The organism is Streptomyces cinerochromogenes, from assembly GCF_014648635.1.
Lineage (GTDB): Bacteria > Actinomycetota > Actinomycetes > Streptomycetales > Streptomycetaceae > Streptomyces > Streptomyces cinerochromogenes.
Genome location: NZ_BMRM01000014.1, coordinates 179,858 through 204,006 on the forward strand (window position 1 = coordinate 179,858; position 24,149 = coordinate 204,006).

23 protein-coding genes are annotated in these 24,149 nt (G+C 72.6%); 6 read left to right on the forward strand and 17 right to left on the reverse strand.

The window, feature by feature from the left end; genetic code table 11:
* Positions 1-5: 5 nt before the first annotated feature.
* The 14 genes from IEZ20_RS26255 to IEZ20_RS26315 form a co-directional block, all read right to left on the reverse strand.
* Positions 6-647, reverse strand: a complete 642-nt coding sequence (locus IEZ20_RS26255) for a phosphorylase family protein (RefSeq protein ID WP_189303038.1) — start codon at positions 645-647, stop codon at positions 6-8.
* The gene (shc, locus tag IEZ20_RS26260; protein ID WP_189303040.1) at positions 644-2,674 is read right to left on the reverse strand and encodes a squalene--hopene cyclase; all 2,031 of its coding nucleotides are present in this window, start codon (positions 2,672-2,674) and stop codon (positions 644-646) included. Before shc ends, IEZ20_RS26255 begins: the two co-directional genes overlap by 4 nt.
* Before the next feature lie 116 nt (positions 2,675-2,790).
* Complete coding sequence (locus tag IEZ20_RS26265) at positions 2,791-3,924, reverse strand: polyprenyl synthetase family protein (protein ID WP_189303042.1); 1,134 nt, start codon at positions 3,922-3,924, stop codon at positions 2,791-2,793.
* Entirely contained in the window at positions 3,924-5,351 is a 1,428-nt protein-coding gene (gene hpnE / locus IEZ20_RS26270) for a hydroxysqualene dehydroxylase HpnE (protein WP_189303044.1), read from the reverse strand. Before hpnE ends, IEZ20_RS26265 begins: the two co-directional genes overlap by 1 nt.
* Positions 5,348-5,590: a DUF6380 family protein gene (locus IEZ20_RS40755; RefSeq protein WP_373303966.1), complete on the reverse strand. Its 243-nt coding sequence runs from the start codon at positions 5,588-5,590 to the stop codon at positions 5,348-5,350. The genes hpnE and IEZ20_RS40755 overlap by 4 nt, the downstream gene beginning before the upstream one ends.
* On the reverse strand, positions 5,590-6,552 hold the full coding sequence (gene hpnD / locus IEZ20_RS26275; RefSeq protein ID WP_189303046.1) for a presqualene diphosphate synthase HpnD: 963 nt from the start codon (positions 6,550-6,552) through the stop codon (positions 5,590-5,592). The genes IEZ20_RS40755 and hpnD overlap by 1 nt, the downstream gene beginning before the upstream one ends.
* Complete coding sequence (gene hpnC, locus IEZ20_RS26280; protein ID WP_189303226.1) at positions 6,549-7,445, reverse strand: squalene synthase HpnC; 897 nt, start codon at positions 7,443-7,445, stop codon at positions 6,549-6,551. Before hpnC ends, hpnD begins: the two co-directional genes overlap by 4 nt.
* A 360-nt stretch (positions 7,446-7,805) precedes the next feature.
* The gene (locus IEZ20_RS26285; protein ID WP_189303048.1) at positions 7,806-8,594 is read right to left on the reverse strand and encodes an ABC transporter ATP-binding protein; all 789 of its coding nucleotides are present in this window, start codon (positions 8,592-8,594) and stop codon (positions 7,806-7,808) included.
* Entirely contained in the window at positions 8,587-9,516 is a 930-nt protein-coding gene (locus tag IEZ20_RS26290) for an ABC transporter permease (protein ID WP_189303050.1), read from the reverse strand. The genes IEZ20_RS26285 and IEZ20_RS26290 overlap by 8 nt, the downstream gene beginning before the upstream one ends.
* Positions 9,517-9,605: 89 nt before the next feature.
* The gene (locus IEZ20_RS26295) at positions 9,606-10,478 is read right to left on the reverse strand and encodes a glycosyltransferase family 2 protein (protein WP_189303227.1); all 873 of its coding nucleotides are present in this window, start codon (positions 10,476-10,478) and stop codon (positions 9,606-9,608) included.
* Positions 10,479-10,486: 8 nt separating this feature from the next.
* Positions 10,487-11,266 (reverse strand): CDP-alcohol phosphatidyltransferase family protein, encoded by a 780-nt coding sequence (locus tag IEZ20_RS26300; protein ID WP_189303051.1) that lies wholly within the window; start codon positions 11,264-11,266, stop codon positions 10,487-10,489.
* Entirely contained in the window at positions 11,244-12,305 is a 1,062-nt protein-coding gene (locus IEZ20_RS26305; RefSeq protein ID WP_189303053.1) for an iron-containing alcohol dehydrogenase family protein, read from the reverse strand. The genes IEZ20_RS26300 and IEZ20_RS26305 overlap by 23 nt, the downstream gene beginning before the upstream one ends.
* Positions 12,293-13,045 carry a phosphocholine cytidylyltransferase family protein gene (locus tag IEZ20_RS26310; protein WP_189303055.1) on the reverse strand — a complete coding sequence of 251 codons (753 nt, stop codon included), beginning with the start codon at positions 13,043-13,045 and terminating at the stop codon, positions 12,293-12,295. The genes IEZ20_RS26305 and IEZ20_RS26310 overlap by 13 nt, the downstream gene beginning before the upstream one ends.
* Positions 13,042-14,862 (reverse strand): DUF5941 domain-containing protein, encoded by a 1,821-nt coding sequence (locus tag IEZ20_RS26315; RefSeq protein WP_189303057.1) that lies wholly within the window; start codon positions 14,860-14,862, stop codon positions 13,042-13,044. Before IEZ20_RS26315 ends, IEZ20_RS26310 begins: the two co-directional genes overlap by 4 nt.
* 266 nt (positions 14,863-15,128) lie before the next feature.
* On the opposite strand from IEZ20_RS26315, the gene galE reads away from it, so the two are divergent.
* From galE to idi, 3 genes are all read left to right on the forward strand, one after another.
* Positions 15,129-16,100, forward strand: a complete 972-nt coding sequence (gene galE, locus IEZ20_RS26320; protein ID WP_189303059.1) for a UDP-glucose 4-epimerase GalE — start codon at positions 15,129-15,131, stop codon at positions 16,098-16,100.
* A gap of 207 nt (positions 16,101-16,307) precedes the next feature.
* Positions 16,308-17,249, forward strand: a complete 942-nt coding sequence (locus IEZ20_RS26325) for a cation diffusion facilitator family transporter (RefSeq protein ID WP_189303061.1) — start codon at positions 16,308-16,310, stop codon at positions 17,247-17,249.
* Between the two features lie 174 nt (positions 17,250-17,423).
* A complete protein-coding gene (gene idi, locus IEZ20_RS26330; RefSeq protein WP_189303063.1) occupies positions 17,424-18,017 on the forward strand; it encodes an isopentenyl-diphosphate Delta-isomerase in 594 nt (197 codons plus the stop codon).
* Positions 18,018-18,032: 15 nt separating this feature from the next.
* Here idi and IEZ20_RS26335 read toward each other — a convergent pair whose 3' ends face one another.
* A complete protein-coding gene (locus IEZ20_RS26335; protein ID WP_189303229.1) occupies positions 18,033-18,530 on the reverse strand; it encodes an ATP-binding protein in 498 nt (165 codons plus the stop codon).
* Positions 18,531-18,808: 278 nt separating this feature from the next.
* Between IEZ20_RS26335 and IEZ20_RS26340 the strand changes: the two genes are divergently transcribed.
* Entirely contained in the window at positions 18,809-19,564 is a 756-nt protein-coding gene (locus tag IEZ20_RS26340) for an enoyl-CoA hydratase/isomerase family protein (protein WP_189303065.1), read from the forward strand.
* On the opposite strand, the gene IEZ20_RS26345 is transcribed toward IEZ20_RS26340, so the two are convergent.
* Together IEZ20_RS26345 and IEZ20_RS26350 are read right to left on the reverse strand one after the other, a co-directional pair.
* Entirely contained in the window at positions 19,551-20,180 is a 630-nt protein-coding gene (locus tag IEZ20_RS26345) for a DJ-1/PfpI family protein (RefSeq protein ID WP_189303067.1), read from the reverse strand. The genes IEZ20_RS26340 and IEZ20_RS26345 overlap by 14 nt on opposite strands.
* Before the next feature lie 147 nt (positions 20,181-20,327).
* Entirely contained in the window at positions 20,328-21,287 is a 960-nt protein-coding gene (locus tag IEZ20_RS26350) for a GlxA family transcriptional regulator (protein ID WP_189303070.1), read from the reverse strand.
* A 146-nt stretch (positions 21,288-21,433) separates the two neighbouring features.
* Here IEZ20_RS26350 and IEZ20_RS40475 point away from each other — a divergent pair, with 146 nt between their 5' ends.
* Entirely contained in the window at positions 21,434-21,565 is a 132-nt protein-coding gene (locus IEZ20_RS40475; protein WP_268253080.1) for an LPFR motif small protein, read from the forward strand.
* A gap of 103 nt (positions 21,566-21,668) precedes the next feature.
* Entirely contained in the window at positions 21,669-24,101 is a 2,433-nt protein-coding gene (locus IEZ20_RS26355) for a Tex family protein (RefSeq protein WP_189303072.1), read from the forward strand.
* The last annotated feature ends 48 nt before the right edge of the window (positions 24,102-24,149 follow it).

Here is a 24,149-nt window from a genome sequence, read left to right on the forward strand (position 1 = left end):
CTGGCTCACCTCCGAGGGAGCAGCAAAGAACGGTGCCATTCGAAAAATGCGGGAAGGATGGAACGGAGAACGCGGAAAGCCGATATTCCACCGCGCACCGTGCCGATCCGGACGAGTTCGTGTTCGGGAGCGTCCACGACCACCCGGACGGCCGCGACCGGGCGGTCGCCCGAACGGGCGGCGGCCAGCAGAGTGGCCGCCGACTCCATGTCGACCGCGATCGCGCCGGTGGCGAGCAGATCGGACCGCTCCGGGCCCCGGACCACATGGTCGGAGCCGGTGAGCGGGCCGGTGTGAACCGTGCGTCCGGGCAGCAGCCGCACGAGTTCCTTGACCAGGAGTTCGGTACCCACGCACGGGACGGTCCCGCGCGGGTCCCGGGTCTCCTCGGCGACGACCAGGTCGCCGGGGTGCATGCCGGGAGCGAGCCCGGCACAGAAGCCGGTGGCCAGCACGGCCGTGTCGGCCGCCGCCGGACCGGCGAGGTGCCGGGTGACGGAGCGTTCCGCCGCCTTCGGGCCCATGCCCGTGCGGACGACGGTGTACGGCCCGCCGGCACCGCCGCGGTCGCCGGTGCGCAGGGCGAGGTGCTCGATGCCGAGCGCGCAGGCGATCAGCAGCGGGGCCGGGGCGGGCTGGTTGCTCAAGCTCGGCTTCCCCCCGCCTCGGTGTGCGGTTTCCGGCTCAGCAGGTTGCGCTCGAAGGGGTCCCCGTGCAGGTACCGGCCGAGCGCGGTGAGCGGGAACACCTGCCGGTACAGGTGGTAGTTGATGGAGAAGTCCCAGGGGAAGCCGGTGCCGGTGAAGTACGGCTCGTCCCAGGAGCCGTCCTCCCGCTGGGTCTCGGCCAGCCACTTGACACCGCGCTCGACGGCCTTGGACTCCTTCTCACCCGCCGAGAGCAGCGCCATCAGCGCCCAGGCGGTCTGTGAGGCGGTGGAGGCACCCCGGCCGCTCCATTCCTTGGCGTACTTGTAGGAGCGCAGGTCCTCGCCCCAGCCGCCGTCGTCGTTCTGGACGCTCTCCAGCCAGGCCACGGCCCGCCGGATCGCCGGGTGCGAGGTGGGCAGTCCGGCCGCGGTGAGGGCGGGGACGACCGAGCCGGTGCCGTAGATGTAGTTGACGCCCCAGCGGCCGAACCACGAGCCGTTCGGCTCCTGTTCGGCGAGCAGCCAGTCGATGCCGCGCCGGGTGCGCGGGTCGTGGGCGAGGCCCTCGGCGGCGAGCATCTCCACGACGTGCGCGGTGACGTCCGCGGACGGCGGGTCGATGACCTCGCCGAAGTCGCAGAACGGCAGCCGGTTGGGGAAGGGGCTGGTGTTGTCGACGTCGAAGGCGCCCCAGGCGCCGTTCTTCGACTGCATGCCGAGGTTCCAGCGGACGGCCCGCCCGATCGCCCTGTCCACCCGCTCCGGGTCGTGGTGCCGGACCCGGCGCAGCGCGAGGGCGACCTCGGCGGTGTCGTCGATGTCCGGGTAGTTGTCGTTGTGGAACTCGAACGCCCATCCCCCGGGCGGCAGTTGGGGCCGCCGCACGGACCAGTCGCCGGGCCGGACGATCTCCTCGCCGAGCATCCAGTCGGCCGCCTTGACCAGTTGCGGGTGGTCCACCGGCAGACCGGCGTCGACGAGGGCGATGGTGGCCAGGCAGGTGTCCCAGACCGGGGACTGGCAGGCCTCGATCATCCGGGCGCCGTCCTCGCGCCAGACGGCGAAACGGTCCAGCGAGGCGAGGCCCTCACGCAGCACCGGGTGCTCCAGGTCGTAGCCGAGCAGGTGCAGGGCGATGACCGAGTACACGGCCGGGGGCTGGATGCCGCCCCAGCAGCCGTCGTTCTCCTGCCGCTCGATGATCCAGCGGGCGGCCGAGTTCATCGCGGCCTTGCGGAGCCTGCGCACCGCGACCTTGCGGTAGCCGCGGACAACCTTGTCGAGCCGCTGGAAGAGCCCGTCCCAGCTCGCCATCGGGGCGAGCGGCTGCGGCGGGTTGGGGCGGGCCGGGTCGGTGTGCAGCTCGTCCAGCGCGAAGGGTGCCGGACGCACCGGGCGCTTGGCGGAGACGATGGTGAGCGGCACGATGGTCTGCCGGGCCCAGCACCCGAAGTTGTAGATGTTGAGCGGGAACCAGGAGGGGAAGTAGATCAGCTCAGGCGGGAGTTCCGGCAGGTCCTCCCACTTCCACCAGCCGAACAGGGCGAGCCAGATCCGGGTGAAGACCCGGGCGGCGGCGATGCCGCCGCGCTCGCGGATCCAGGCGGAGGCCTGCGCCATGTGCGGGGCGTCGGGCTCGTCGCCGGCCAGGCGCAGGGCGACGTACGCCTCGATGGTGGTGGACAGTTCGCCGGGGCCGCCGTAGAAGGTGGCCCAGGTGCCGTCCACGCGCTGCTCGCCGCGGATGAACTTGGCGGCGGCCTGCGCCGTCTCCTCGTCCAGAATGCCCAGGAACTGGCGGAGCAGAAGGTCCTCGGCGTCCATGGTGACGTTGGTCTCCAGGTCGCCCTTCCACCAGCCCTGGGTGTCCTGCCTGGCGAGCAGGAAGTCGGTGGCGCGCCGTGCGGCGTGTGCGGCGGCTTCTTGTACCCCGGCCGCCCCGGGGGTGGTGAGGGTGGTGTCGCTGGCCGCGGCAGCGCGGGACGGCAAGGTCGCCCCGGTGCTTCCGTCGGTCGTCGCTGTCATGGCTTCCCCTTCGTGCAGTCGTGCGAGTCGTGCTGCTGTGGGTCCGCCGTCGGCCGGTGTCCTGAACCCTTCGACACCGGCCGGCGACTACGCGAGGCTTATCCAGCCAATAGTGATCATCTCTTTCGTACGACGACGAAGTCGGCGAGCGCCGTGAAGGAGTCCCGCACCCGGTCGGGCATGTCGACGGCGTCGAGGGCTTCGATGGCGATGGTGTGCTGGCGGCGTGCTTCCGCGGCCGTCCACTCCCGGCCGCCGGCCTCCTCGATGAGGGCGGCCCGGCTCGCGAACTCCTCCTCGGAGAAGTTCTCGAAGTCGCTGCTCTTGGCGTCGGAGGCGAGGATCTCGCCGAGCCGCTCGGAGGCGGGTCCGCCGGCCGCGAGCGCGGCGACCACCGGCAGGGACTTCTTGCGCTGGCGCAGGTCGCTCCAGGTCTGCTTGCCGGTGGCCTCCGGGTCGCCCCAGATGCCGAGCAGGTCGTCCACGGCCTGGAAGGCGAGGCCGAGGTGGTAGCCGTACCGTTCCAGCGCGTCGGCGGTGGCGTCGTCCGCGCCGCCGAGGACGGCGCCGATGGAGGAGGCGCAGGCGAGCAGGGCACCCGTCTTGTTGCCTTCCATCTCCAGGCACTCCTCGACGCTGACGCGGTCGCGGTGCTCGTAGGAGATGTCCTGGGCCTGGCCGTCGATCAGGGCGCGGGTGGCGGTGGTCAGGCGGCGGGTGGCGCGGCCGGCCTCGACCGTGCCCAGCTCCAGCAGGACCTCGCCCGCGAGGGCGAACAGGGCGTCGCCGACGAGGATGGCCTGGGCGGGGCCGTGCACCTTCCAGACGGTGTCGCGGTGCCGGCGCTGCTCGTCGCCGTCCATCAGGTCGTCGTGCAGCAGCGAGAAGTTGTGCACGAGTTCGACAGCGACCGCGCCCGGGACGCCCGTCTCGGGTGCGGCGCCGGTGACCTCGGCGGAGAGCACGGCGAGCGCGGGGCGGACGGCCTTGCCGCCGTCGCCGTCGGCGGGGTTGCCGGCGGCGTCGATCCAGCCGAAGTGGTAGGCGGCGACGGTGTCCATGGGAGGTGCCAGGCGGTCGACGGCCGCGCGCAGCACCGGTGTGGCCAGGGTCCGTCCGCGCTCCAGCAGCGCGGTCACGTCCACCGCGGCCCGTGGAGCGGGCGTCGAGGCCGGGGGCACAGTGGGCACAGTCTCTCCTCTTGTTGCGGTACCGGGGGTGCGGGGGCTTGCCGCCTGCCGATCGGGCATCAGGCCGCCTCCTCGAACTCGAAGAGGTGGCGGGGGCGGGGCCGGCCCAGGGCGCTGAGGGCGGCGTCGGCCGCGCTCACTCCGCTGCGGACCGCACTCTCCATGGTCGCGGGCCACCCGGTGGCGGTCCACGCTCCGGCCAGGTACAGGCCGGGGGCTTTGGTGCGGGCGCCGGGCCGCAGCCGCCCGACGCCGGGGGTGGGGGCGAACGTCGCCGTGCGCTCCCGGGTCACGAAGAAGTCCGTCACTTCGGCCGCGCGCGTACCCGGGATCAGCCGTTCCAGTTCGGGCAGGTAGCGGGCGCGCAGGTCGGCGACCGGGGTGTCGATCTCGTCCTGTGCGGCCGACTGGGACAGCGCGAGGTACTGCCCCATGCGCAGCCCGGAGGCGTGGGTGCGGTCGAACACCCACTGCACCGGGGTGCCGAGGGCGGCGAGGAAGGGCCGCGCGAGCACCTTGCGGTCGTAGACGACGTGGACGTTGAGGATGGGCGCGGTGCCGATCTCCAGCAGCCGGCCGGGCGCGTCGAGGGCGCCGGGCGGCAGCAGTTCGTGGGCCTCGCGCTGGGGCACGGCGAGGACGACGGCGTCGGTTTCGAGGCGCTCGCCGGGAACCTGAACGCTCCACGTCCCGTTCTCGTTGATAGAGACGGAGGTGACGCGTGTACGGACCTCGGTATGGACGCCCGCGGAGTCGAGCGCCTTGCGGGCCAGCCGGTCGTGCAGTTCGCCCAGCGGGACGTGGGCCCAGCCGATGTCGGCCGCGCCCGGGTCGGACAGCAGACCGGTCTTGAACACCATCGCGGCGAGCCCCAGCGAGGCGTCGCCCGCGACCGCGTTGAGGGTGGCGACCCCGACCAGGTCCCACAGGGCCTCGACAGCGCGCGCCGACTGGCCGTGCGCGGCCAGCCAGCTGCCGAAGTCCTGCGTGTCCAGGCCCGGGTCGGCGAGGTCGAGCCCCTTCAGCGCGAGCGCGGCGCGCCCGACGGCCGCGCGCTCGGCGAGCGAGAGGTGCGGATAGACGGCCAGGCTGCGCCCCAGGTGGAGGGGGACGGGCAGCGGGTCGCGCCGCAGCCTGCCGAGCCGCCGCCCCTCGGGCTTGGCGACGTCGACGACGGGTACGTCCAGGCGGTCCTGCAGCGGTGCCAGCGCCGCGCCCTCGATCCGGTCGAGGAACCAGCGGTAGGCGGTGCAGCAGCGCAGGTACACGTGCTGGCCGTTGTCGACGGTCAGTTCGCCGCGCTGGAAGGAGAAGGCGAGGCCGCCCAGCCTGGGCCTGCCTTCGAGCAGGGTGACGTGGACGCCGGCGTCGGCGAGGGCGAGCGCCGCGGTGATCCCGGCGAGGCCGCCGCCGACCACGACGGCGCTGCGGCCTGCGGTGCGCGGGGTGCCGGCCGGGACCGGTGCGGGGGGTGAGCCTTCGCTCATCGTGCGTCCTTCCATGCGTGCGCGAGCGCTCCACGGGCAGGGCCGCGACAGGCCGTGGGTCGTCCGTGGGACCGTCGTGCCCGGGCGCGCCCACGCGGCGGTAGCCGCATGTCCGGCGCAGCCCCGCACCCCTTCGGGGCGCAGCGGTCCGGTGCGCCGCGGAACGCCGTCGCAGTCAGGGACGCCACGCCGCGGTGGAGGGTTGCCTCGCGCATGCCGTCCGGTTCCGTGGGCTCCATCAGGCGCGCCTCCGGACGGAGCGTCGCGAGACATGGCGGGTCACGTGCCGGGTGTCGAGGCCGGACAGACCGCGGACGGCGACGTAGGCCTTCTCGTGGCCGGGCAGCGAGACGCGGCCGCGCAGCACGGCCTCCGGGTCGCGCTCGATGCGGTCCAGCAGCCGGCGGTAGATGCCCGCCATCGCGGCCACGCAGGCGCCGCTGCGCCGGTCGAGCATGGGCAGCAGCCGGTAGCCCTCGGCGAACAGGGCCCGGGCGCGCCGCACTTCGAAGTGGACGAGGCCCGCGAAGTCGGAGCCCTCCGGCGGGGTCGGCCCGTCGAAGCCGGCCGAGCAGCCGAACTTGGCGAGGTCGTCGGCGGGCAGATAGGTACGGCCGCCGGCCGCGTCCTCGCGGACGTCGCGGAGGATGTTGGTGAGCTGGAGGGCGAGGCCCAGCGTGTCGGCGTACTCGGCCGCGCGCTCGGCGCCGCGGACCCCCGGTTCGGTGCCGAACACGCCGAGCGAGAGGCGGCCGATGGCACCGGCGACACACCGGCAGTAGACCTTGAGGTCGTCCCAGGTCTCGTAGGTCTCGCCGCGCACGTCCATCTGGACGCCGTCGATCAGCTCGTCCAGGCCGCCGAGCGGGATCGGGAAGGCGCCCGAGGCATGGCTGAGGGCGACGGCCACCGGGTCGGTGTCGTCCTCCTCGACCTCGCCGTCCCGGACCCGGGCGAGCAGCGCCCGGGTGTCCTCCAGCCGCGTCAGCTTGACCTCGTCGGCCAGGTCGCCGTCGCCGATGTCGTCCACGCGCCGGGAGAACGCGTACAGCGCCGACATGGCGCGGCGCTTGGCCGTCGGCAGCAGCCGGATGCCGTACGCGAAGTTACGGGCCTGCTGCCCGGTGACGGCCTCGCAGTAGCTGTAGGCGGCGAGTACCGGCGCGGACACGTGCGGCGGGGACTCCACGGTCCGGATCACCTCTCTCCTCGCAGGATCACGCCCGCCTCACGCAGCAACTGGACCTTGCCGGGTCTTGGCGGGCCGGGAAGTACGTCGTACTCGGCGGCGGCGATCGCCCGGATCGCCGCCCTTCCCCCCGCCACGAACCCCGCGAGCAGCAGCTTCAGCCTGCCGTGGACGCTACCCACCAGGGGGGCGCCTTCATTCAGCAGATCGCGAGCGCGTTGTGCTTCATATGCAACCAGGGCGCGCACCGATGCGCCCGCGGTTTTCGCGGCGAGGTCCGCTTCCTGGACGTGGAAGCGTTTCATGTCCTCGGCGGGGAGGTAGATCCGGTCGCGGCCGAGGTCCTCGGCGACGTCCTGGAGGTGCTCCACGATCTGCAGCGCCGTGCAGATCGCGTCGGAGAGCCGGGTCCGCCCGGGGGTGGCGGTGCCGGTGACGGCGAGTACGAGGCGGCCGACGGGGTTGGCGGACAGTTCGCAGTAGGCGAGGAGGTCGTCGTAGGTCTCGTACCGGGCGACGAGCTGGTCCTGGCGGTTCGCGGCGATCAGCCCGAGGAAGGGTTCGGGGGTGAGGCCGCGGCGGCGGACGGTGGGCTGCAGGCGGCGCAGCAACGGGTGGCGCGGGGTGCCGCCGAAGACGCGGCGCAGATCGTCCTCGAAGGCGTCGAGGAGGGCCAGCCGGTCCTCGGCCACCGCGGGCGACACGCCGAGCAGCCTGGCGTCGGCGCCGCCGGGGGCGAGGTCGCCGTCGCCGATGTCGTCCACGAGGCGGGCGAAGCCGTAGACGGCCATGAGGTCGTCGCGCCACGCCCGGGGCAGGAAGAAGGGGGCCACGGGGAAGTTCTCGCTCGCGGCCTTGTCCAGGGTGGCGCGTTCCAGGTCGGGCGCCTCGGCGGCGGCCGTCATCGGGTGCTGCCCGGGGCGGGGACGGCACATGCTCCGCTGAGCAGGGGAGTTTCCGTAGCCATTGCCGTCACATCTCCCGTTCTACACTGCCGACCCAATACACACTATTTCGGACACGCCGCCCCGCGCCGCGCGGGGGTGCCCTGCCGCAGGGTGTCGCGCATTATCGCCCCACTTGCCGGTTTCCGGCACCGGTACAGCTTACGTTGTACAACGCGGCACCGACCGTCGGGGTGTCCTGCACATCACAACAACACACCGATTGGCTCCAAGATTCCTTACAGCGGCCCGAGTTGACGTTTCCTTTGCAGACGCAGGGCCCCGCCGGACGGATTCCGGCGGGGCCCTGGCCGAAACGGGTCACTTGCCCGTGAACTTCTCGTACTCCTTCAGGACCTCGTCGGTCGGTCCGTCCATGCGCAGCTCGCCGCGTTCCAGCCACAGCACCCGGTTGCAGGTGTCGCGGATGGACTTGTTGTTGTGACTGACCAGGAAGACCGTTCCCGCCTCCTTGCGCAGTTCCCGGATGCGTTCCTCGGAGCGCTTCTGGAACTTGCGGTCACCGGTGGCCAGCGCCTCGTCGATCATGAGGACGTCGTGGTCCTTGGCGGCGGCGATGGAGAAGCGCAGGCGCGCCGCCATACCGGAGGAGTACGTACGCATCGGCAGGGTGATGAAGTCGCCCTTCTCGTTGATGCCCGAGAAGTCGACGATGTCCTGGTAGCGCTCCTTGATCTGCTCCCGGGACATGCCCATGGCGAGGCCGCCGAGGATCACGTTCCGCTCGCCCGTCAGGTCGTTCATCAGCGCCGCGTTCACGCCCAGCAGGGACGGCTGGCCGTCGGTGTAGACCTTGCCCTTCTCCGCGGGCAGCAGCCCGGCGATGGCCCGCAGCAGGGTGGACTTGCCGGAGCCGTTGGAGCCGATGAGGCCGATGGCCTCGCCGCGGTAGGCGACGAAGGACACGCCGCGCACGGCGTGCACCTTGCGCACCCCGCGCGCCGCGTCGTCGGAACCGCGCTTGAGGATCCGGCTCAGGGCCGCCGTCGCGCTGCCCTTGCCGGTCTTGGCGCCGTTGACCCGGTAGACGATGTGCAGGTCGTCCGCGATGACCGTCGGACGGGGATCCTGGGTGTTCTGCTCAGCCACGGCCGTACCGCTCCTCCGCCTTCCAGAAGTACACGAAACCGCCCACGGCGAAGAGCAGGGCCCAGCCGCCGGCCGCGGACCAGACGTGGTCCGGCAGGTTCTCGGAACCGTAGCCGTCGATCAGGGCGAAGCGCATCAGGTCCATGTAGATGGCGGCCGGGTTCCACTGCAGGACCGTCGCGATCCACTGCGGCTTGTCCGCCAGCATGACCGGGATGGAGAACATCACCCCGGACGCGTACATCCACGTACGCATCACGAACGGCATGAGCTGGGCCAGGTCCGGGGTCTTCGCGCCGGCGCGGGCCATGATCAGCGCGAGCCCGGTGTTGAACAGGAACTGCAGCGCCAGCACCGGCACGATCAGCAGCCAGGACAGGCTCGGGTAGCTGCCGAAGCCGATCGCCACGATGAACAGCACGAGCATCGAGAACAGCAGCTGCTGGAGCTGCTGGAGCGAGAAGGAGACCGGCAGGGAGGCGCGCGGGAAGTGCAGGGCGCGCACCAGGCCGAGGTTGCCGGAGATCGCACGGACGCCGGACATCACCGAACTCTGGGTGAAGGTGAAGACGAAGACGCCGGTCACCAGGAACGGGATGTAGACGTCCCGGGACATGCCGCGGCTGGCGTGCAGGATCAGGCCGAAGATGAAGAAGTACACGGCCGCGTTCAGCAGCGGCGTGGCCACCTGCCAGAGCTGGCCCAGCTTGGCCTGGCTGTACTGGGCGGTCAGCTTCGCCTGGGAGAAGGCGAGGATGAAGTGGCGGCGCCCCCAGAGCTGACGGACGTACTCCACGAGCGAGGGCCGGGCACCGCTCACGGAGAGCCCGTACTTGGCGGCCAGTTCGGCCGCCGTCAGTCCCTCGTCGGGCGACGGGGCCGCGGTCACCGCGACCGTGCCGTCGTGCGTGGTCTCACTCACAGGTTGAAACTTTCGTCTTCGGGTTCGCGTGTCTGTTCCTCGTCCGGTGCGCCCGGGCGCGGGCGTACGGGCGCTCAGGGACGAGCTTGTCAGATGACCGGGGGACGGCCCAGTCGGGTGAGTCGCCACACGGTACGCCAGCGCATCGGGCGGCGCGGACCGCAGGGCGTCGTCCAGCCTTCCCGGAAGCCGCCGAACCAGGCCTTCAGGGCCGGCCGCGAGGGGCGGCGGAGCAGGGTGAGCAGCAGCCAGACCCCGAGGTAGACCGGGACCAGGAGGGCGGGGAGGTTGCGGCGGGCGAGCCAGACGCGGTTGCGGGCGACCATGCGGTGGTAGACCGCGTGCCGCGAGGGCGCGGTCGTCGGGTGGTACAGCACCATGTCGGACCGGTAGTCGATCATCCAGCCCGCGTCGAGGGCCCGCCAGGCCAGGTCGGTCTCCTCGTGCGCGTAGAAGAACTCGTCCGGGAGCCCGCCGACCTCGGCGAAGACCCGGGTGCGGACGGCGTTGGCGCCACCGAGGAAGGTGGTGACCCGGGAGGAGCGCATCGGGTCGGAGGCGCGCAGCCGGGGCACGTGCCGGCGCTGGGTCTCGCCGGTGTCGGGGTCGGCGATGCGGAAGCTGATGATGCCCAGCTCGGGGTCGGCCGCGAAGGCCTGGCGGCACAGCTCGGCGGTGTCGTGCCGGGCGAGCAGGCCGTCGTCGTCGAGGAAGAGCAATATGTCGACATCGCGGCCGCCGGGCCCGAAGGCCTCCGTGCCGACGTTGCGCCCGCCGGGGATGCCCAGGTTCTCGGGCAGCTCTACGGTGCGCACGCCGTCCGGCACGTCCGGGACGGGCGAGCCGTTGCCGACGACGACCACCTCGACCGGGTCGCCGTCCTGCTTGGCGACGGAGTCGAGCAGGGCCCGCAGCTCCTCGGGCCGGTTGCCCATGGTGATGATGACGGCGCCGACCTTCATGGGCGCGCTCACTTCAGCCTGCTGGAGGCGAGGATGGACACCAGGTGCAGCAGCGTCTGGAGCATCGCGATGCCGGCGAGGACGGCCGTGCCGAGGCGGGTGAAGAACAGGTCGCCGCGGGCCTGGTCCGCGATCGCGAGGACCAGGATGAGCAGCGAGGCCTCGATGCCGAGGATCAGCCGGTGGAACTTCAGCGCCGCGGCGGCCCGCCGGGCCAGCGCCATGCCGGAGGAGCGCGGCTCGGAGGCGGCCTCCTGCACGGGGGGCTTGCCGGTCTGGTGGCGGGCGACGCCGACCAGGTCGGTCTCGGCCTTGATCAGGATGGCGCCGAGCGCGGCGAGGGTGCCGAGGAAGGCCCACAGCCAGTCGATCCGGCCGGTGCCCCACAGGTCGGCGGCGCGCAGGCCGAGGCCGACCAGGACGGCCGCGTCGGTGAGGTAGGCGCCGACGCGGTCCAGGTAGACCCCGCCGAGCGAGTACTGCTTCTTCCAGCGCGCGATCTCGCCGTCGACGCAGTCCAGCAGCAGGTACAGCTGGGTGGCGACCACGCCGAGCACGGCGCCCGCGATCCCCGGCACCAGCAGGGCCGGGGCCGCGAGCACACCGCAGACGGTCATCAGGTACGTGAGCTGGTTGGGCGTGACCCTGGTGTTCACCAGGTAGCGGTCGACGCGCAGGGACACCTCGCGCATGTAGAGGCGTCCCGCCCAGTGCTCACCGCTGCGCCGGTCCTTCACCCCCGCGGGGTGGACGACCGGACGGAGTTCAGCTACCGATGGCCTTGACATAGTCGGCGTAGATGTCCTTGATCTGGTTCGTCTTGAGGTCGAGGTGTTCGAGGATCGTGTAGCGGCCGGGCCGGGTCTCGGGGGCGAACTCGACCGCGCGGACGAACTCGTCCACCGTGAAGCCGATCTCGTCCGGGAAGACCGGAAGCCCGTGCCGGCGCAGCACCCCGGCCATGTACGCCGACTCCTCGTGGGCGCCGCGCAGGTACATCGCGAAGGCGGCGCCGAGGCCGCACTGCTCGCCGTGGGCCGCGGCGCGCTTGGGGTAGAGCAGGTCGAAGGCGTGGTTGATCTCGTGGCAGGCGCCGGAGGACGGGCGGGAGTCGCCCGACACGGACATGGCGATACCGGTGAGGACCAGCGCCTCGGCCAGCACCTGGAGGAAGCCGTCGTCACCGACTCCGCCGGGGTGCCGGAGCACCGCCTCGCCCGCCTGGCGGGCCATGGCGGCGGCCAGGCCGTCGATCTTCTCGCCGTTGACCCGGTTGGCCAGCTCCCAGTCCGCGACCGCGGAGATGTTGGAGATGGCGTCGCCGATGCCGGAGCGGACGAACCGGACGGGGGCCTCGCGGATCACGTCGAGGTCGATGATGACCGCGATCGGGTTGGGCACGCCGTACGAGCCGCGGCCCGCGTCGTTGTCGAGGGTCGCGACCGGTGAGCACAGGCCGTCGTGGGCGAGGTTGGTGGCGACGGCGACCAGCGGCAGCCCGACCCGGGCCGCCGCGAACTTGGCGCAGTCGATGATCTTCCCGCCGCCGAGGCCGACGACCGCGTCGTAGTGGCCGGCCTTTATGTCGCTCGCCAGCCGGACCGCGTCGTCGATGGTGCCGCCGCCGACCTCGTACCAGGTGGCGCCGGGCAGGGTGGGGGCGATCCGCTCGCGCAGCCGGGCGCCGGAGCCGCCGCTGACGGCGATGGCCAGCTTGCCGGACTGCGAGACGCGCTCGTCGGCGAGGACCGAGGCGAGGTCGTCCAGGGCACCCGGGCGGATGTCCACGACGACCGGCGAGGGGATCAGCCGGGTCAGTACTGGCACGCGATCTCCCGTCCGCGGGCGAGATCGTCGTGGTTGTCGATCTCCACCCACTTGACGTCGCCGATCGGCGCCACGTCGATGCGGAAGCCGCGGTTGACCAGCTCCTGGTAGCCGTGCTCGTAGAACTGCTGCGGGTCGGTCTCCCAGACCGTCTTCAGCGCGTCGGCCAGCTCCGGCGCGGCGTCGCCCTCGATCAGGGTGACGCCGATGTACTCGCCGGTCGCCTCGGCCGGGTCCATCAGCTTGGTGATCTTCGTCACGCCCTTCGCGGGGTCCACGACGACCTTCATCTCCTCGTCGGCCAGGTTCTTCACCGTGTCCAGGGCGAGGATGATCTTCTTGCCGTCGCCGCGGGCGGCGAGCAGGGTCTTCTCGACGGAGACCGGGTGCACGGTGTCGCCGTTGGCGAGGATCACCCCGTCCTTGAGGGCGTCACGACCGCACCACAGGGAGTAGGCGTTGTTCCACTCCTCGGCCTTGTCGTTGTCGATGAGGGTGAGCTTCAGGCCGTACTTCTGCTCCAGGGCCGCCTTGCGCTCGTACACGGCCTCCTTGCGGTAGCCGACGATGATCGCGACCTCGGTCAGCCCGATCTCGGCGAAGTTGCCGAGCGTCAGGTCGAGCACCGTGATCGAGTCCTCTATGCCCGCGGGCCCCACCGGCACCAGCGCCTTGGGCAGGCTGTCGGTGTAGGGGCGCAGACGCCGTCCGGCGCCGGCCGCCAGCACGAGGCCGATCATGCGGGTTCTCCTTCGTCGTGTACGGCGGGCGCCCCAGCGGACACCCAGAAGCGGATGCTCTCGACGAGCACCAGCAGGGCGACGGCCACGGCGAGGACCGTGAGCGCGGCCTTGAACTGCGAAGCGGTGAGCACCGCGGCCAGGACGGTGACGAGCAGCGTCCGCCCCTCGTGCCCCCCGATGGCGCGCACCAGCCAGGCCGGGGGCGCTCCGGCGTTGCCGCGGATGCGGTACACCGTGTCGTAGTGATGGTAGGCGACGGCCGCCACCAGGCCGAAAGCCGCAGGGAGGGCGCCGTTCACGCCCGCTTTGCCGGCCAGGGCGAGGACGGTGCCGTACTCGGCGGCCCGGAAGAAGGGCGGGACCAGCCAGTCGAGGGCGCCCTTGAGGGGACGGGCGACGGCGAGCGCCGAGGTGAGGACGTACACGACGGCGCCGGCCACCGGGAGCACGCCGCCGAAGCCGGTGAGGGCCGAGCAGGCCACGACGGCGGCGCCGCCGAGCAGGGCCACGGCGGGCACGGCGAGCCCGGGCAGGCCGCGCCGGAACACGCGCCCGACCGCCTGAGCGAGCGGGCCGGAGTCGGCGAGGTCGGCCAGGGCCTGCGCGGCCCGGTCGGTGCGCCGGGCCCTGCGGGTCACCGAGCGCAGCACGCGGCCGGCCGTGGTGTAGGTCGCGGCGAAGGCGCAGCCGGCGAGCAGGACGTAGAAGGTGATCCGCGGGGTGGTGGCCGCGGTGAGGACCGCGATCATCGCCCAGCGCTCGCCGATCGGCAGCACGATCATGCGGCGCACCCAGACCGTCCAGCCGACGCTGTCGAGCTTGTCGGAGAGGGCGGCGGTGGGGCTGGTGTTGGCGGTGGCGTCGTGGTTGGCCTCGTTGAAGGAGAAGTCGACCACGTGCCGGCAGGTCTGCAGGATCATCGCGCCGAGGGCGAGGGCCCACACGTCGTCGCCGCCGCGGGCCGCGCCGAGGGCGAGGCCGGCGTAGTAGGCGTACTCCTTGGCCCGGTCGAAGGTGGCGTCGAGCCAGGCGCCGAGGGTGGAGTACTTCAGGGCGTAGCGGGCGAGCTGGCCGTCGGTGCAGTCCAGGACGAAGGAGGCGATCAGCAGCACACCGGCCGCGACGAACCCGCCGCGGGTGCCGGTGGCCGCGCAGCCGGCCGCGATCAGCGCGGTGAGCAGCGAGGCCGTGGTGACCTGGTTCGGGGTCAGGCCGCGGCGGGCGCACCAGCGGGCGATGTAGCGCGAGTAGGGGCTGATGAAGAACGTGGTGAAGAACCCGTCGCGGGACTTCACGGCCGACTTCAGGCGGACGGCCTCGTCGTCCACGGCGGCGACGGCCTGCCGGGCCTCGTTGCGGGCCTGCGGGTCGTCCGGCACCGTGGCGACCAGGCTGCCCAGCTCCGGCCGGTGCAGCGCGCCGCCGTCGGCCTCCAGGGCGGTGGCGACGCGGTCGGCGAGGCTGTCCACGGCGAGCGCGGGAGCCCCGCCGGGCCCGGCGGTACCGCCGTCGGCGGAGGTCTCGCGGGCCACGGCCCGGGTGAGGGCCTGCCGGGCTGCGGGCTGGGCGGTGACGGCGCCGGGCACGGCGCCGAGCGGGAAGCGCGGGTCGGTCAGGCCGAGGCGCAGCGCGTGGAGGTGGCCGACGAAGCGGGCGTCGACCAGGGCCACGCGCCGGTCGGCCGGTACGGCGGCGAGCAGGGTCTCCGTCTCGGCGGCGTCGGCGGCCACGCGCACGTCGAAGCCGAGGGACCGCAGATCGTGCTCCAGTGACGATCCGGGGACCGGCTGACCGGTGACGATGGCCGTCGACAACCGAACTCACTCCCTGGGTGCCGGCGCACGGGCGCCGGTCGTCTGCGTGGTGGGGCGCCCCTGCCTGCGGCACCCGGGCGGCATGTCGGCAGAGGCTATCGGATGCGCCGGAGGCGGTGTTCACCGGCCGTTCACGGACCGGCCCACGAGGGCTGTCCGGACCTTTGCCGCGATCATCATCGGGGATCCGGGGCCCGGCCCACAAACCCATGGTGCAGACCCGGGCAACCGGGACACCGCGGCGACTCGGCATAGGGTGGACGACCATGACGTGGCTGATCACCGGCGGAGCCGGATACATCGGGGCGCACGTGGCTCGGGCCATGACGGGCGCCGGGGAGAGCGTCGTGGCGCTGGACGACCTGTCGGCCGCCGTACCCGCCCGGCTGCCGGCCGAGGTGCCGCTCGTGCACGGCTCGACCCTGGACGGGGACCTGCTGAAGCGGGTCTTCGCGGAGTACGGCGTGACGGGCGTCGTCCATCTCGCGGCGCGCAAGCAGGTCGCGGAGTCGGTGGCGCAGCCCACCCGCTACTACCGGGAGAACGTGGGCGGCCTCGCCACCCTCCTGGACGCGGTGGCCGAGGCGGGCATCGGCCGGCTGCTGTTCTCCTCGTCGGCCGCGGTGTACGGCAACCCTGACGTGAACCTCATCACCGAGGACACCCCGTGCGCCCCGGTGAACCCGTACGGCGAGACCAAGCTGGCCGGGGAGTGGCTGGTGCGGGCGGCGGGCCGGGCGCACGGGATCTCCACCGTGTGTCTGCGCTATTTCAACGTGGCGGGCGCGGCGGCGCCGGAGCTGGCGGACACGGGCGTGTTCAACATCGTGCCGATGGTCTTCGACCGGCTCACCCGGGACGAGGCCCCGCGCGTCTTCGGTGACGACTACCCGACGCCGGACGGCACCTGCGTCCGGGACTACATCCACGTCGCCGACCTCGCGGACGCCCACCTGGCGGCGGCGCGGCGGCTGGCCGCCGGGGAGATCACCGGCGATCTGACGCTGAACATCGGCCGGGGCGAGGGTGTCTCGGTGCGCGAGCTGATCTCGGTCATCGGGGAGGTCACCGGGGACCGCCGGGCACCCGTGGTGGAGGGCCGCCGCCCCGGCGACGCACCGCGCGCGGTGGCCTCGGCGGAGCGGGCCGCGGAGGTGCTGGGCTGGCGCGCCCGGCGCGGGGTGCGGGAGATGGTCGAGTCGGCGTGGGAGGGCTGGCGACTGCACCACGGCGGCTGACGAAGCGCCCGGACGGACCGGCGCCTGCACCACCGCAGCCGTCGAAGTCCGCCGGCGGGGCACGGTGTCCGACGCTCCCCGGGCTTCTGACCTGCGGAACGTTTCCGCAGGTCAGGGCACATGACAACGGTGTTCAGTGCCGCGTTGCCCGATACCCCCTACCCGTAGTTGACTGGCCTCCTGGCAGGCACACGGAAGGCGGTAGTCATGGGGGCAGGGCACGACCACGGGCACGCGCACTCCCACGCGCCGGCCCCGGGTACGGCCACGGCCGCGTACCGGGGCCGGCTGCGGATCGCGCTGGGCATCACGCTCACGATCATGGTGGTCGAGATCGTCGGCGGCCTGGTCGCGGACTCCCTCGCGCTGATCGCGGACGCCGCGCACATGGCGACCGACGCGGTGGGCCTCGGCATGGCGCTGCTCGCGATCCACTTCGCGGCCCGCCCGGCGAGCACCAACCGCACCTTCGGCTACGCCCGCGCCGAGATCCTGGCGGCCCTGGCCAACTGCCTGCTGCTGCTCGGGGTCGGCGGCTACGTCCTGTACGAGGCGGTCCAGCGGTTCGTGGAGCCCGCCGGGACCCGTGGCGGCCTGATGGTCGTGTTCGGTCTGATCGGCCTGGTCGCGAACTCCGTCTCGCTGGTGCTGCTGATGCGCGGCCAGAAGGAGAGCCTGAACGTGCGCGGCGCCTTCCTGGAGGTGGCCGCGGACGCGCTCGGCTCGGTGGCGGTGCTGATCTCGGCCGCGGTGATCCTGACCACCGGCTGGCAGTCCGCGGACCCGATCGCCTCGCTGGTCATCGGCCTGATGATCGTGCCGCGGACGCTGAAGCTGCTGCGCGAGACGCTGGACGTGCTGCTGGAGGCGGCGCCCAAGGGCGTCGACATGGCCGAGGTCCGGGCGCACATCCTGGCGCTGGACGGCGTGGAGGACGTACACGACCTGCACGCCTGGACGATCACCTCGGGCATGCCGGTGCTGTCGGCGCACGTGGTGGTCAGCTCCGAGGTGCTGAACGCCATAGGCAACGAGAAGATGCTGCACGAGCTGCAGGGCTGTCTCGGTGACCACTTCGACGTGGAGCACTGCACCTTCCAGCTGGAGCCGGGCGGCCACGCGGAGCACGAGGCGCGGCTGTGCCACTGAGGGGCACGCACTGCCGTTCGACGCACCTCCGGACGGTTCCGGCCGGCCGGCGCCGGGCACGATGATCTACCGGGTCCGGCTCCCGGTACCGCGCCGCGCGCACGTGCGGGCGTGCCGGGAGTGCCGGATTCGTACGGCAGACTTGGGGTGCGAAGACCGAGGCGAAGGATGGGTATGCCGATCACACCTGCCACCGCGACGCACAGCTCGTCGGAGGGCACCGCAGAGGCGATTTTGCTGGAACTGGTCGACGAGAAGGGTGTGACGATCGGTACGGCGGAGAAGCTCGCCGCCCATCAGCCGCCCGGGCAGCTGCACCGGGCGTTCTCGGTGTTCCTCTTCGACGAACACGGCCGGCTGCTGCTCCAGCAGCGGGCGCTCGGCAAGTACCACTCCCCCGGTGTGTGGTCGAACACCTGCTGCGGCCACCCGTACCCGGGCGAGGCACCGTTCGCCGCGGCCGCCCGGCGCACCTTCGAGGAGCTGGGCGTGTCACCGTCGCTGCTCGCGGAGGCCGGCACGGTCCGGTACAACCACCCGGACCCCGCCTCGGGCCTGGTGGAGCAGGAGTTCAACCACCTGTTCGTCGGCCTGGTGCAGGCGCCGCCCGCGCCGGACCCGGAGGAGGTCGCCGAGTACGCCTTCGTGACGGCGGCCGAGCTGGCCGAGCGGCACGCCCAAGACCCGTTCTCGGCCTGGTTCATGACCGTCCTGGACGCGGCCCGCCCGGCGATCAGGGAACTGACGGGCCCGTCCGCGGGCTGGTGACCTTCCCCCGTGCCGTTACGGCAGCGCCGCGGGCTTGAGCGGCAGGGCGGCCCAGATCACCTTGCCGCCGCTCGCGGTGTGCTCCATGTCGACCACCCCGCCCGCCTCCCGGGCCACCTCGCGGACCAGGAGCAGACCCCGGCCGCCGGTCTGGCCGTGGTCGGCCTCCAGGGCGGTCGGGCGGTAGGGGTGGTTGTCCTCCACGGACACCCGCACCCACTCGGCTCCGACGGCCACCTCCACGGCGAGCACCGGCGACAGCAGCGCCGCGTGCCGGACCGCGTTGGTGACCAGTTCGGAGACGATCAGCAGCAGGCCGTGCACCAGGTCGTCGGAGACGGGCACCCCCTGGCGCAGCAGCAGGTCCCGCACCGCGTGCCGGGCCTGCGGGACCGAGGCGTCCACCGCGGCCGCGGTGAACCGCCAGACACCTTCGTACGGCAGTGGATCCGGCGGTCGTTCGCCGCCGCCCCCCGCTGGGCGCGGGCCGTCCCCGCGCCCATGGTCGTCCATCGTCCGGTCGCCACCCTCGCGCTCGATTGTCACCACACGTCGAGTGTTGGTAAGGATGCGCTCCGGCCCGGATACCTGAACAGAAGTCGGCGGGTATCGAACGGTTTCTGACCGACTGCGCATGACCTGGTCGCGCGCGGGACCGCTCCTGTCCCCCGGGCGCCGGTTCCCGAACTAGTCGGGTTGTACGGGTTCGCGGTCGGGTTGTACGGGTTCACGGTCGGGGCGTACGGGTGCGGCCTGCCGCCGCGGGATCACCCTCCGCTACGATCCGCCGCATGGAGCCCCAGCTGTCGCACCAGGTCACCGACTCCGTCGCCACCGTGGTGATCCGCCATCCCGCCAAGCGCAACGCCATGACGACCGCGATGTGGCGGGCCCTGCCCCCGCTGCTGGACACGCTGGCCCGGGACGCCGGGGTACGGGCGCTGGTGCTGACCGGCGAGGGCGGCACCTTCTGCGCGGGCGCCGACATCTCCACGCTGCGGGGCTCGCCGGAGGAGGCACCGGCCCTCGCGGTCGCGGCAGAGGAGGCCCTGGCCGCGTTCCCCAAGCCGACGGTCGCCGCGGTGCGCGGCCACTGCGTGGGCGGTGGGGCGCAGCTGGCGGCGGCCTGCGATCTGCGGCTCGCGGAGGAGGGCGCGCTGTTCGGGGTGACACCGGCGCGGCTCGGTGTCGTCTACCCGGCGTCCTCGACCCGCCGGCTGGTGTCCCTGGTCGGTCCGGCCACGGCCAAGTACCTGCTGTTCACGGCCGAGTTGATCGACACCGGGCGGGCGCTCGGCACGGGCCTCGTGGACGAGGTGCTGCCCGCCGGGGAGCTGGACAAGCGGGTCGCGGAGCTGACCCGGACCCTGGTGTCCCGCTCGCAGCTCACCCAGGCCGCCGCCAAGGAGTTCGCCGACGGCCGCACCGACCGGGACGCCTACTGGACGGCGCAGGCGCGCGGCGGCGGCGACACCGCGGAGGGGGTCGCCGCGTTCCTGGAGCGCAGGCGGCCGCGCTTCACCTGGAGCGTGCCTACGTCAGGCTGAAACGGGTGTGGAACGCCTCCACGACGTGCGCGGGCGCCTTCTGCGGGGAGCCGGCGTCGTAGGGCGGCTGCGGGTCGTACTCGACCAGCAGCTGGACGGTCTGGGCGTGTTCGTCCCCGGCGAGGGTGCCGACCAGCGTGAGCCCCATGTCGATGCCGGACGAGACGCCGGCCGCGGTGACGTACTTGCCGTCGGTGACGACCCGTTCGCCCGTCGGCTCGGCGCCGAACCGCTCGAGCACGTCCAGGGCGCCCCAGTGGCTGGTGGCGCGCCGGCCCCTGAGCAGGCCCGCGGCGGCGAGCAGCAGCGAGCCCGAGCAGACCGAGGTCGTCCAGGTGCTCGTCGCGTCGACCGCGCGCAGCCACTCCAGGAGGGCCGGGTTCTCCATCTGGGCGAGGGTGCCGGGGCCTCCGGCGACCACGACGACGTCGGGGTGCGTCACCTCGTGCAGCGCCCGGTCCGCGGTGACGGCGAGGAAACCCGTGTCGGTGCGTACGGGGCCGGGCCGTTCGGCGACGAAGACGACCTCGGCGTCGGGCAGCCGGCTGAGGACCTCGTAGGGTCCGACGACGTCCAGCGCGGTGAACCGGTCGTAGACGACCATGGCGATCTGCATGGGAGCCCCTTCTCTGCGGGCGGGTGTCGGTGCACGTGTCTGTGCGGGTGTCGGTGCTGATGCAGGTGCACGTGTCCTTGAGGCAGGCGCACGTGTCGGCTGATGTGGGTGCAGGTGCCGGCGGTGATGTCGTGCAGGTGCCGGGTGTCAGTGCGCGGGCGCCGGGTGGAAGCGCCTGCGGTACTCCGTGGGCGGTGTGCCGAGCGACCTGACGAACGCACGGCGCATGGCCTCGGGCGTGCCGTAGCCGCTGGCCCGCGCGATCTCCTCGATGCCGTCGGCGGTGTCCTCCAGCAGGCGGCGGGCGTGTTCGAGGCGGACCCGGTCGACGTACCGGCCGGGTGTCGTACCGGTCTCGGCCTGGAAGGCGCGGGCGAAGTGGCGCGGGGAGAGGGCGGCGCGGGCGGCCAGCGCCTCGACGCCGAGGTCGCCGTCCGGATGCTCGGTGATCCACTGCTGGACCTCCCGGAGGGGTTCACGGCAGGCCGTCTGGGCGGCCAGCTGGGCGCTGAACTGGGCCTGGTTGCCCGGCCTGCGCAGGAACACCACGAGATGGCGGGCGACGGTCAGCGCCGCCTGCCGGCCCAGGTCCTCCTCCACCAGCGCCAGGGCGAGGTCGATCCCCGCGGTGACCCCGGCCGAGGTGGCCACGTGCCCGTCCCGCACGAAGATCGGGTCGGGGTCGACCCGGACGGCGGGGTGGTCCCGGGCGAGCGTGTCGCAGTACGCCCAGTGCGTCGTGACCCGGCGGCCGTCCAGGAGTCCGGCCCGGGCCAGCGGGATCGCGCCGGTACAGACGGAGACCAGGCGCCGGGCCCGCGGCGCCCGCCCGCGCAGCCACTCCACCAGCCGCGGGTCCGGGTCGAGGGTGCCCTCCCCGCCGGGGACCAGCAGGGTGTGCGGATCCTCCGCGTCCGCAAGGGACCCGTCCGGTACGAGGGTGAGCCCGCTGGAGGTGCGCACCGGTCCGCCGTCCACCGAGGCCGTACGGACCCGGTACGACCCGGGGCTGAGCCTCTCCGCACCGGCGAAGACCTCCACGGGGCCGGTGACATCGAGGCTCTGGAGGTCGTCGAAGACGGTGACGAGAACGGTCCGCTGCGTCATGGCCTCGATTCTGGGCGGCCCCGCGCACGGCAGCAACGACGGATTCCCCACCTTTTCTGCCATGGGGACCTCTTCCGCCAGGGGGTTTTCCGCGCCGTCCCGGGGCAACCCGGTGCCGGAAGCCGACGACGAAAGGAGAACCCTCCGTGTTCCGTGCCCTCGCAGACGTACTGCGGCAGATCGGCGGCGCCCTGGCCACCGTGGTCACCCTGCCCTTCCGGGCGCTCGCCCGCCTCTTCGGCGGAGCGTCGTCCTCCGCCCGCGGCAGCCGGGCCTGACACCGGGCCCGGCGCCTCGCCGGATGCCGCCCTGATCCCCGGTTGTCGGCGCCACCTGCCACAATTGCCGCGCAACCTTGAGTGGAGAAGGCGGTACCGGATCGTGACCACACCCGGGTCCCTCGGAGCAGGGTCCATCGAAGGCAGGATCGCCGAGGAGCTCGGCGTACGGGAGCGGCAGGTGAAGGCCGCGGTGGAGCTGCTCGACGGCGGCTCCACGGTGCCCTTCATCGCTCGCTACCGCAAGGAAGCGACCGAGATGCTCGACGACGCGCAGCTGCGCACCCTCGAGGAACGGCTGCGCTACCTGCGGGAGCTGGAGGAGCGGCGCACCGCGATCCTGGAGTCGGTGCGCGAACAGGGCAAGCTCACCGAGGAGCTGGAGGCGCGGATCCGCGGCGCCGAGACGAAGGCGCGCCTGGAGGACGTCTACCTCCCCTACAAGCCCAAGCGGCGCACCAAGGCCCAGATCGCCCGCGAGGCCGGCCTGGAGCCGCTCGCGGAGGGGCTGCTGGGCGATCCGACGGTCGAACCACTGACCGCGGCCGCCGCGTTCGTGGACGCGGACAAGGGCGTCGCCGATCCGCAGGCCGCGCTGGAGGGCGCACGGGCGATCCTCACCGAGCGGTTCTCCGAGGACGCCGACCTGATCGGCGAGCTGCGCGAGCGCATGTGGGTGCGCGGGCGGCTGGCCGCGAAGGTACGGGAGGGCAAGGAGGAGGCGGGCGCCAAGTTCGCCGACTACTTCGACTTCGCCGAGCCGTTCACCGAGCTGCCCTCGCACCGGATCCTGGCGATGCTGCGCGGTGAGAAGGAGGAGGTGCTCGACCTCGTCCTGGAGCCCGAGGAGCCGACCGACGGCCCGTCGTCGTACGAGGGGATCGTCGCCGCGAAGTTCGGGATCGCCGACCGGGGCCGCCCCGCCGACAAGTGGCTGACCGACACGGTCCGCTGGGCCTGGCGCACCCGCATCCTCGTGCACCTCGGCATCGACCTGCGGCTGCGGCTGCGCACGGCCGCCGAGGACGAGGCGGTCAACATCTTCGCGGCCAACCTGCGCGACCTGCTGCTGGCCGCCCCGGCCGGGACGCGGGCGACGCTGGGCCTGGACCCCGGGTTCCGTACGGGCGTGAAGGTCGCCGTGGTCGACGCCACCGGCAAGGTCGTGGCGACGGACGTCATCTACCCGCACGTCCCGGCGAACAAGTGGGACGAGGCGCTCGCCAAGCTGGCACGGCTCGCCGAGCGGCACGCGGTCGAGCTGATCGCGATCGGCAACGGCACGGCGTCCCGGGAGACCGACAAGCTCGCCGGGGAACTCATCGCGAAGCACCCCGAGTTGAAGCTCACCAAGGTGATGGTGTCGGAGGCGGGCGCGTCGGTGTACTCGGCCTCGCAGTACGCCTCGCAGGAACTGCCGGACATGGACGTGTCGCTGCGCGGCGCCGTCTCCATCGCCCGCCGGCTCCAGGATCCGCTGGCCGAGCTGGTGAAGATCGACCCGAAGTCGATCGGCGTCGGCCAGTACCAGCACGACCTGTCCGAGGTGAAGCTGTCCCGTTCGCTGGACGCGGTCGTCGAGGACTGTGTGAACGGCGTCGGCGTGGACGTCAACACGGCGTCCGTGCCGCTCCTCGCGCGGGTGTCGGGCATCTCGTCCGGGCTCGCCGAGAACATCGTCGCGCACCGGGACCAGAACGGCCCGTTCACGTCCCGCTCCCAGCTGAAGAAGGTGGCGCGGCTCGGCCCGAAGGCGTACGAGCAGTGCGCGGGCTTCCTGCGCATCCGCGGCGGCGACGACCCGCTGGACGCCTCCAGCGTGCACCCCGAGGCCTACCCGGTGGTCCGCCGCATGGTGAAGACCGCGGGCCAGGAGGTGGCGTCCCTCATCGGCAACACGGGTGTGCTGCGCTCGCTGCGGCCGGCCGACTTCGTGGACGACACCTTCGGTCTGCCGACCGTCACCGACATCCTCAAGGAGCTGGAGAAGCCGGGCCGCGACCCGCGTCCCGCCTTCAGGACGGCCACCTTCAAGGAGGGCGTGGAGAAGATCTCCGACCTGTCCGCGGGCATGGTCCTGGAGGGCGTGGTCACCAACGTGGCGGCCTTCGGCGCGTTCGTGGACGTCGGCGTCCACCAGGACGGCCTGGTGCACGTGTCGGCGATGTCGAAGTCGTTCGTCAAGGACCCGCGCGATGTGGTGAAGCCCGGTGACATCGTCAAGGTGAAGGTCCTGGACGTCGACATCCCGCGCAAGCGGATCGCGCTGACGCTGCGTCTGGACGACGAGGCCGCGCCGCAGGGCCAGGGCGGCGGCGGCCGGCAGCAGCGCGGTGGCGGGGCCCGTCCGCCGCAGCAGCGGCAGGGCGGCGGCGGCCAGCGGCAGGGCGGCGGCCAGCGGCAGGGCGGTGGCCAGCGGCAGGGACGGGGCGGTGGTGACCGCGGCAGCCGGCAGGCCTCCGCACCGGCACCGGCCAACAGCGCGATGGCGGACGCGCTGCGGCGCGCGGGCCTGCTGGACCCGAAGAAGCGCTGACGGGCGGGGCGGCGGGCCGTGCCGGGCGGTTCACCCGGCCCGGCACGG

What these genes read in the sequence shown, in the direction of transcription:
- shc (WP_189303040.1), bottom strand. Translation starts at nt 2,674, where the DNA reads ATGACAGCGACGACCGACGGAAGCACCGGGGCGACCTTGCCGTCCCGC.
- IEZ20_RS26265 (WP_189303042.1), bottom strand. Translation starts at nt 3,924, where the DNA reads ATGCCCGATCGGCAGGCGGCAAGCCCCCGCACCCCCGGTACCGCAACA.
- hpnE (WP_189303044.1), bottom strand. Translation starts at nt 5,351, where the DNA reads ATGAGCGAAGGCTCACCCCCCGCACCGGTCCCGGCCGGCACCCCGCGC.
- IEZ20_RS40755 (WP_373303966.1), bottom strand. Translation starts at nt 5,590, where the DNA reads ATGGAGCCCACGGAACCGGACGGCATGCGCGAGGCAACCCTCCACCGC.
- hpnC (WP_189303226.1), bottom strand. Translation starts at nt 7,445, where the DNA reads ATGACGGCCGCCGCCGAGGCGCCCGACCTGGAACGCGCCACCCTGGAC.
- IEZ20_RS26295 (WP_189303227.1), bottom strand. Translation starts at nt 10,478, where the DNA reads ATGAAGGTCGGCGCCGTCATCATCACCATGGGCAACCGGCCCGAGGAG.
- IEZ20_RS26300 (WP_189303051.1), bottom strand. Translation starts at nt 11,266, where the DNA reads ATGTCAAGGCCATCGGTAGCTGAACTCCGTCCGGTCGTCCACCCCGCG.
- IEZ20_RS26310 (WP_189303055.1), bottom strand. Translation starts at nt 13,045, where the DNA reads ATGATCGGCCTCGTGCTGGCGGCCGGCGCCGGACGGCGTCTGCGCCCC.
- galE (WP_189303059.1), top strand. Translation starts at nt 15,129, where the DNA reads ATGACGTGGCTGATCACCGGCGGAGCCGGATACATCGGGGCGCACGTG.
- IEZ20_RS26325 (WP_189303061.1), top strand. Translation starts at nt 16,308, where the DNA reads ATGGGGGCAGGGCACGACCACGGGCACGCGCACTCCCACGCGCCGGCC.
- idi (WP_189303063.1), top strand. Translation starts at nt 17,424, where the DNA reads ATGCCGATCACACCTGCCACCGCGACGCACAGCTCGTCGGAGGGCACC.
- IEZ20_RS26335 (WP_189303229.1), bottom strand. Translation starts at nt 18,530, where the DNA reads ATGGACGACCATGGGCGCGGGGACGGCCCGCGCCCAGCGGGGGGCGGC.
- IEZ20_RS26340 (WP_189303065.1), top strand. Translation starts at nt 18,809, where the DNA reads ATGGAGCCCCAGCTGTCGCACCAGGTCACCGACTCCGTCGCCACCGTG.
- IEZ20_RS26345 (WP_189303067.1), bottom strand. Translation starts at nt 20,180, where the DNA reads ATGCAGATCGCCATGGTCGTCTACGACCGGTTCACCGCGCTGGACGTC.
- IEZ20_RS26350 (WP_189303070.1), bottom strand. Translation starts at nt 21,287, where the DNA reads ATGACGCAGCGGACCGTTCTCGTCACCGTCTTCGACGACCTCCAGAGC.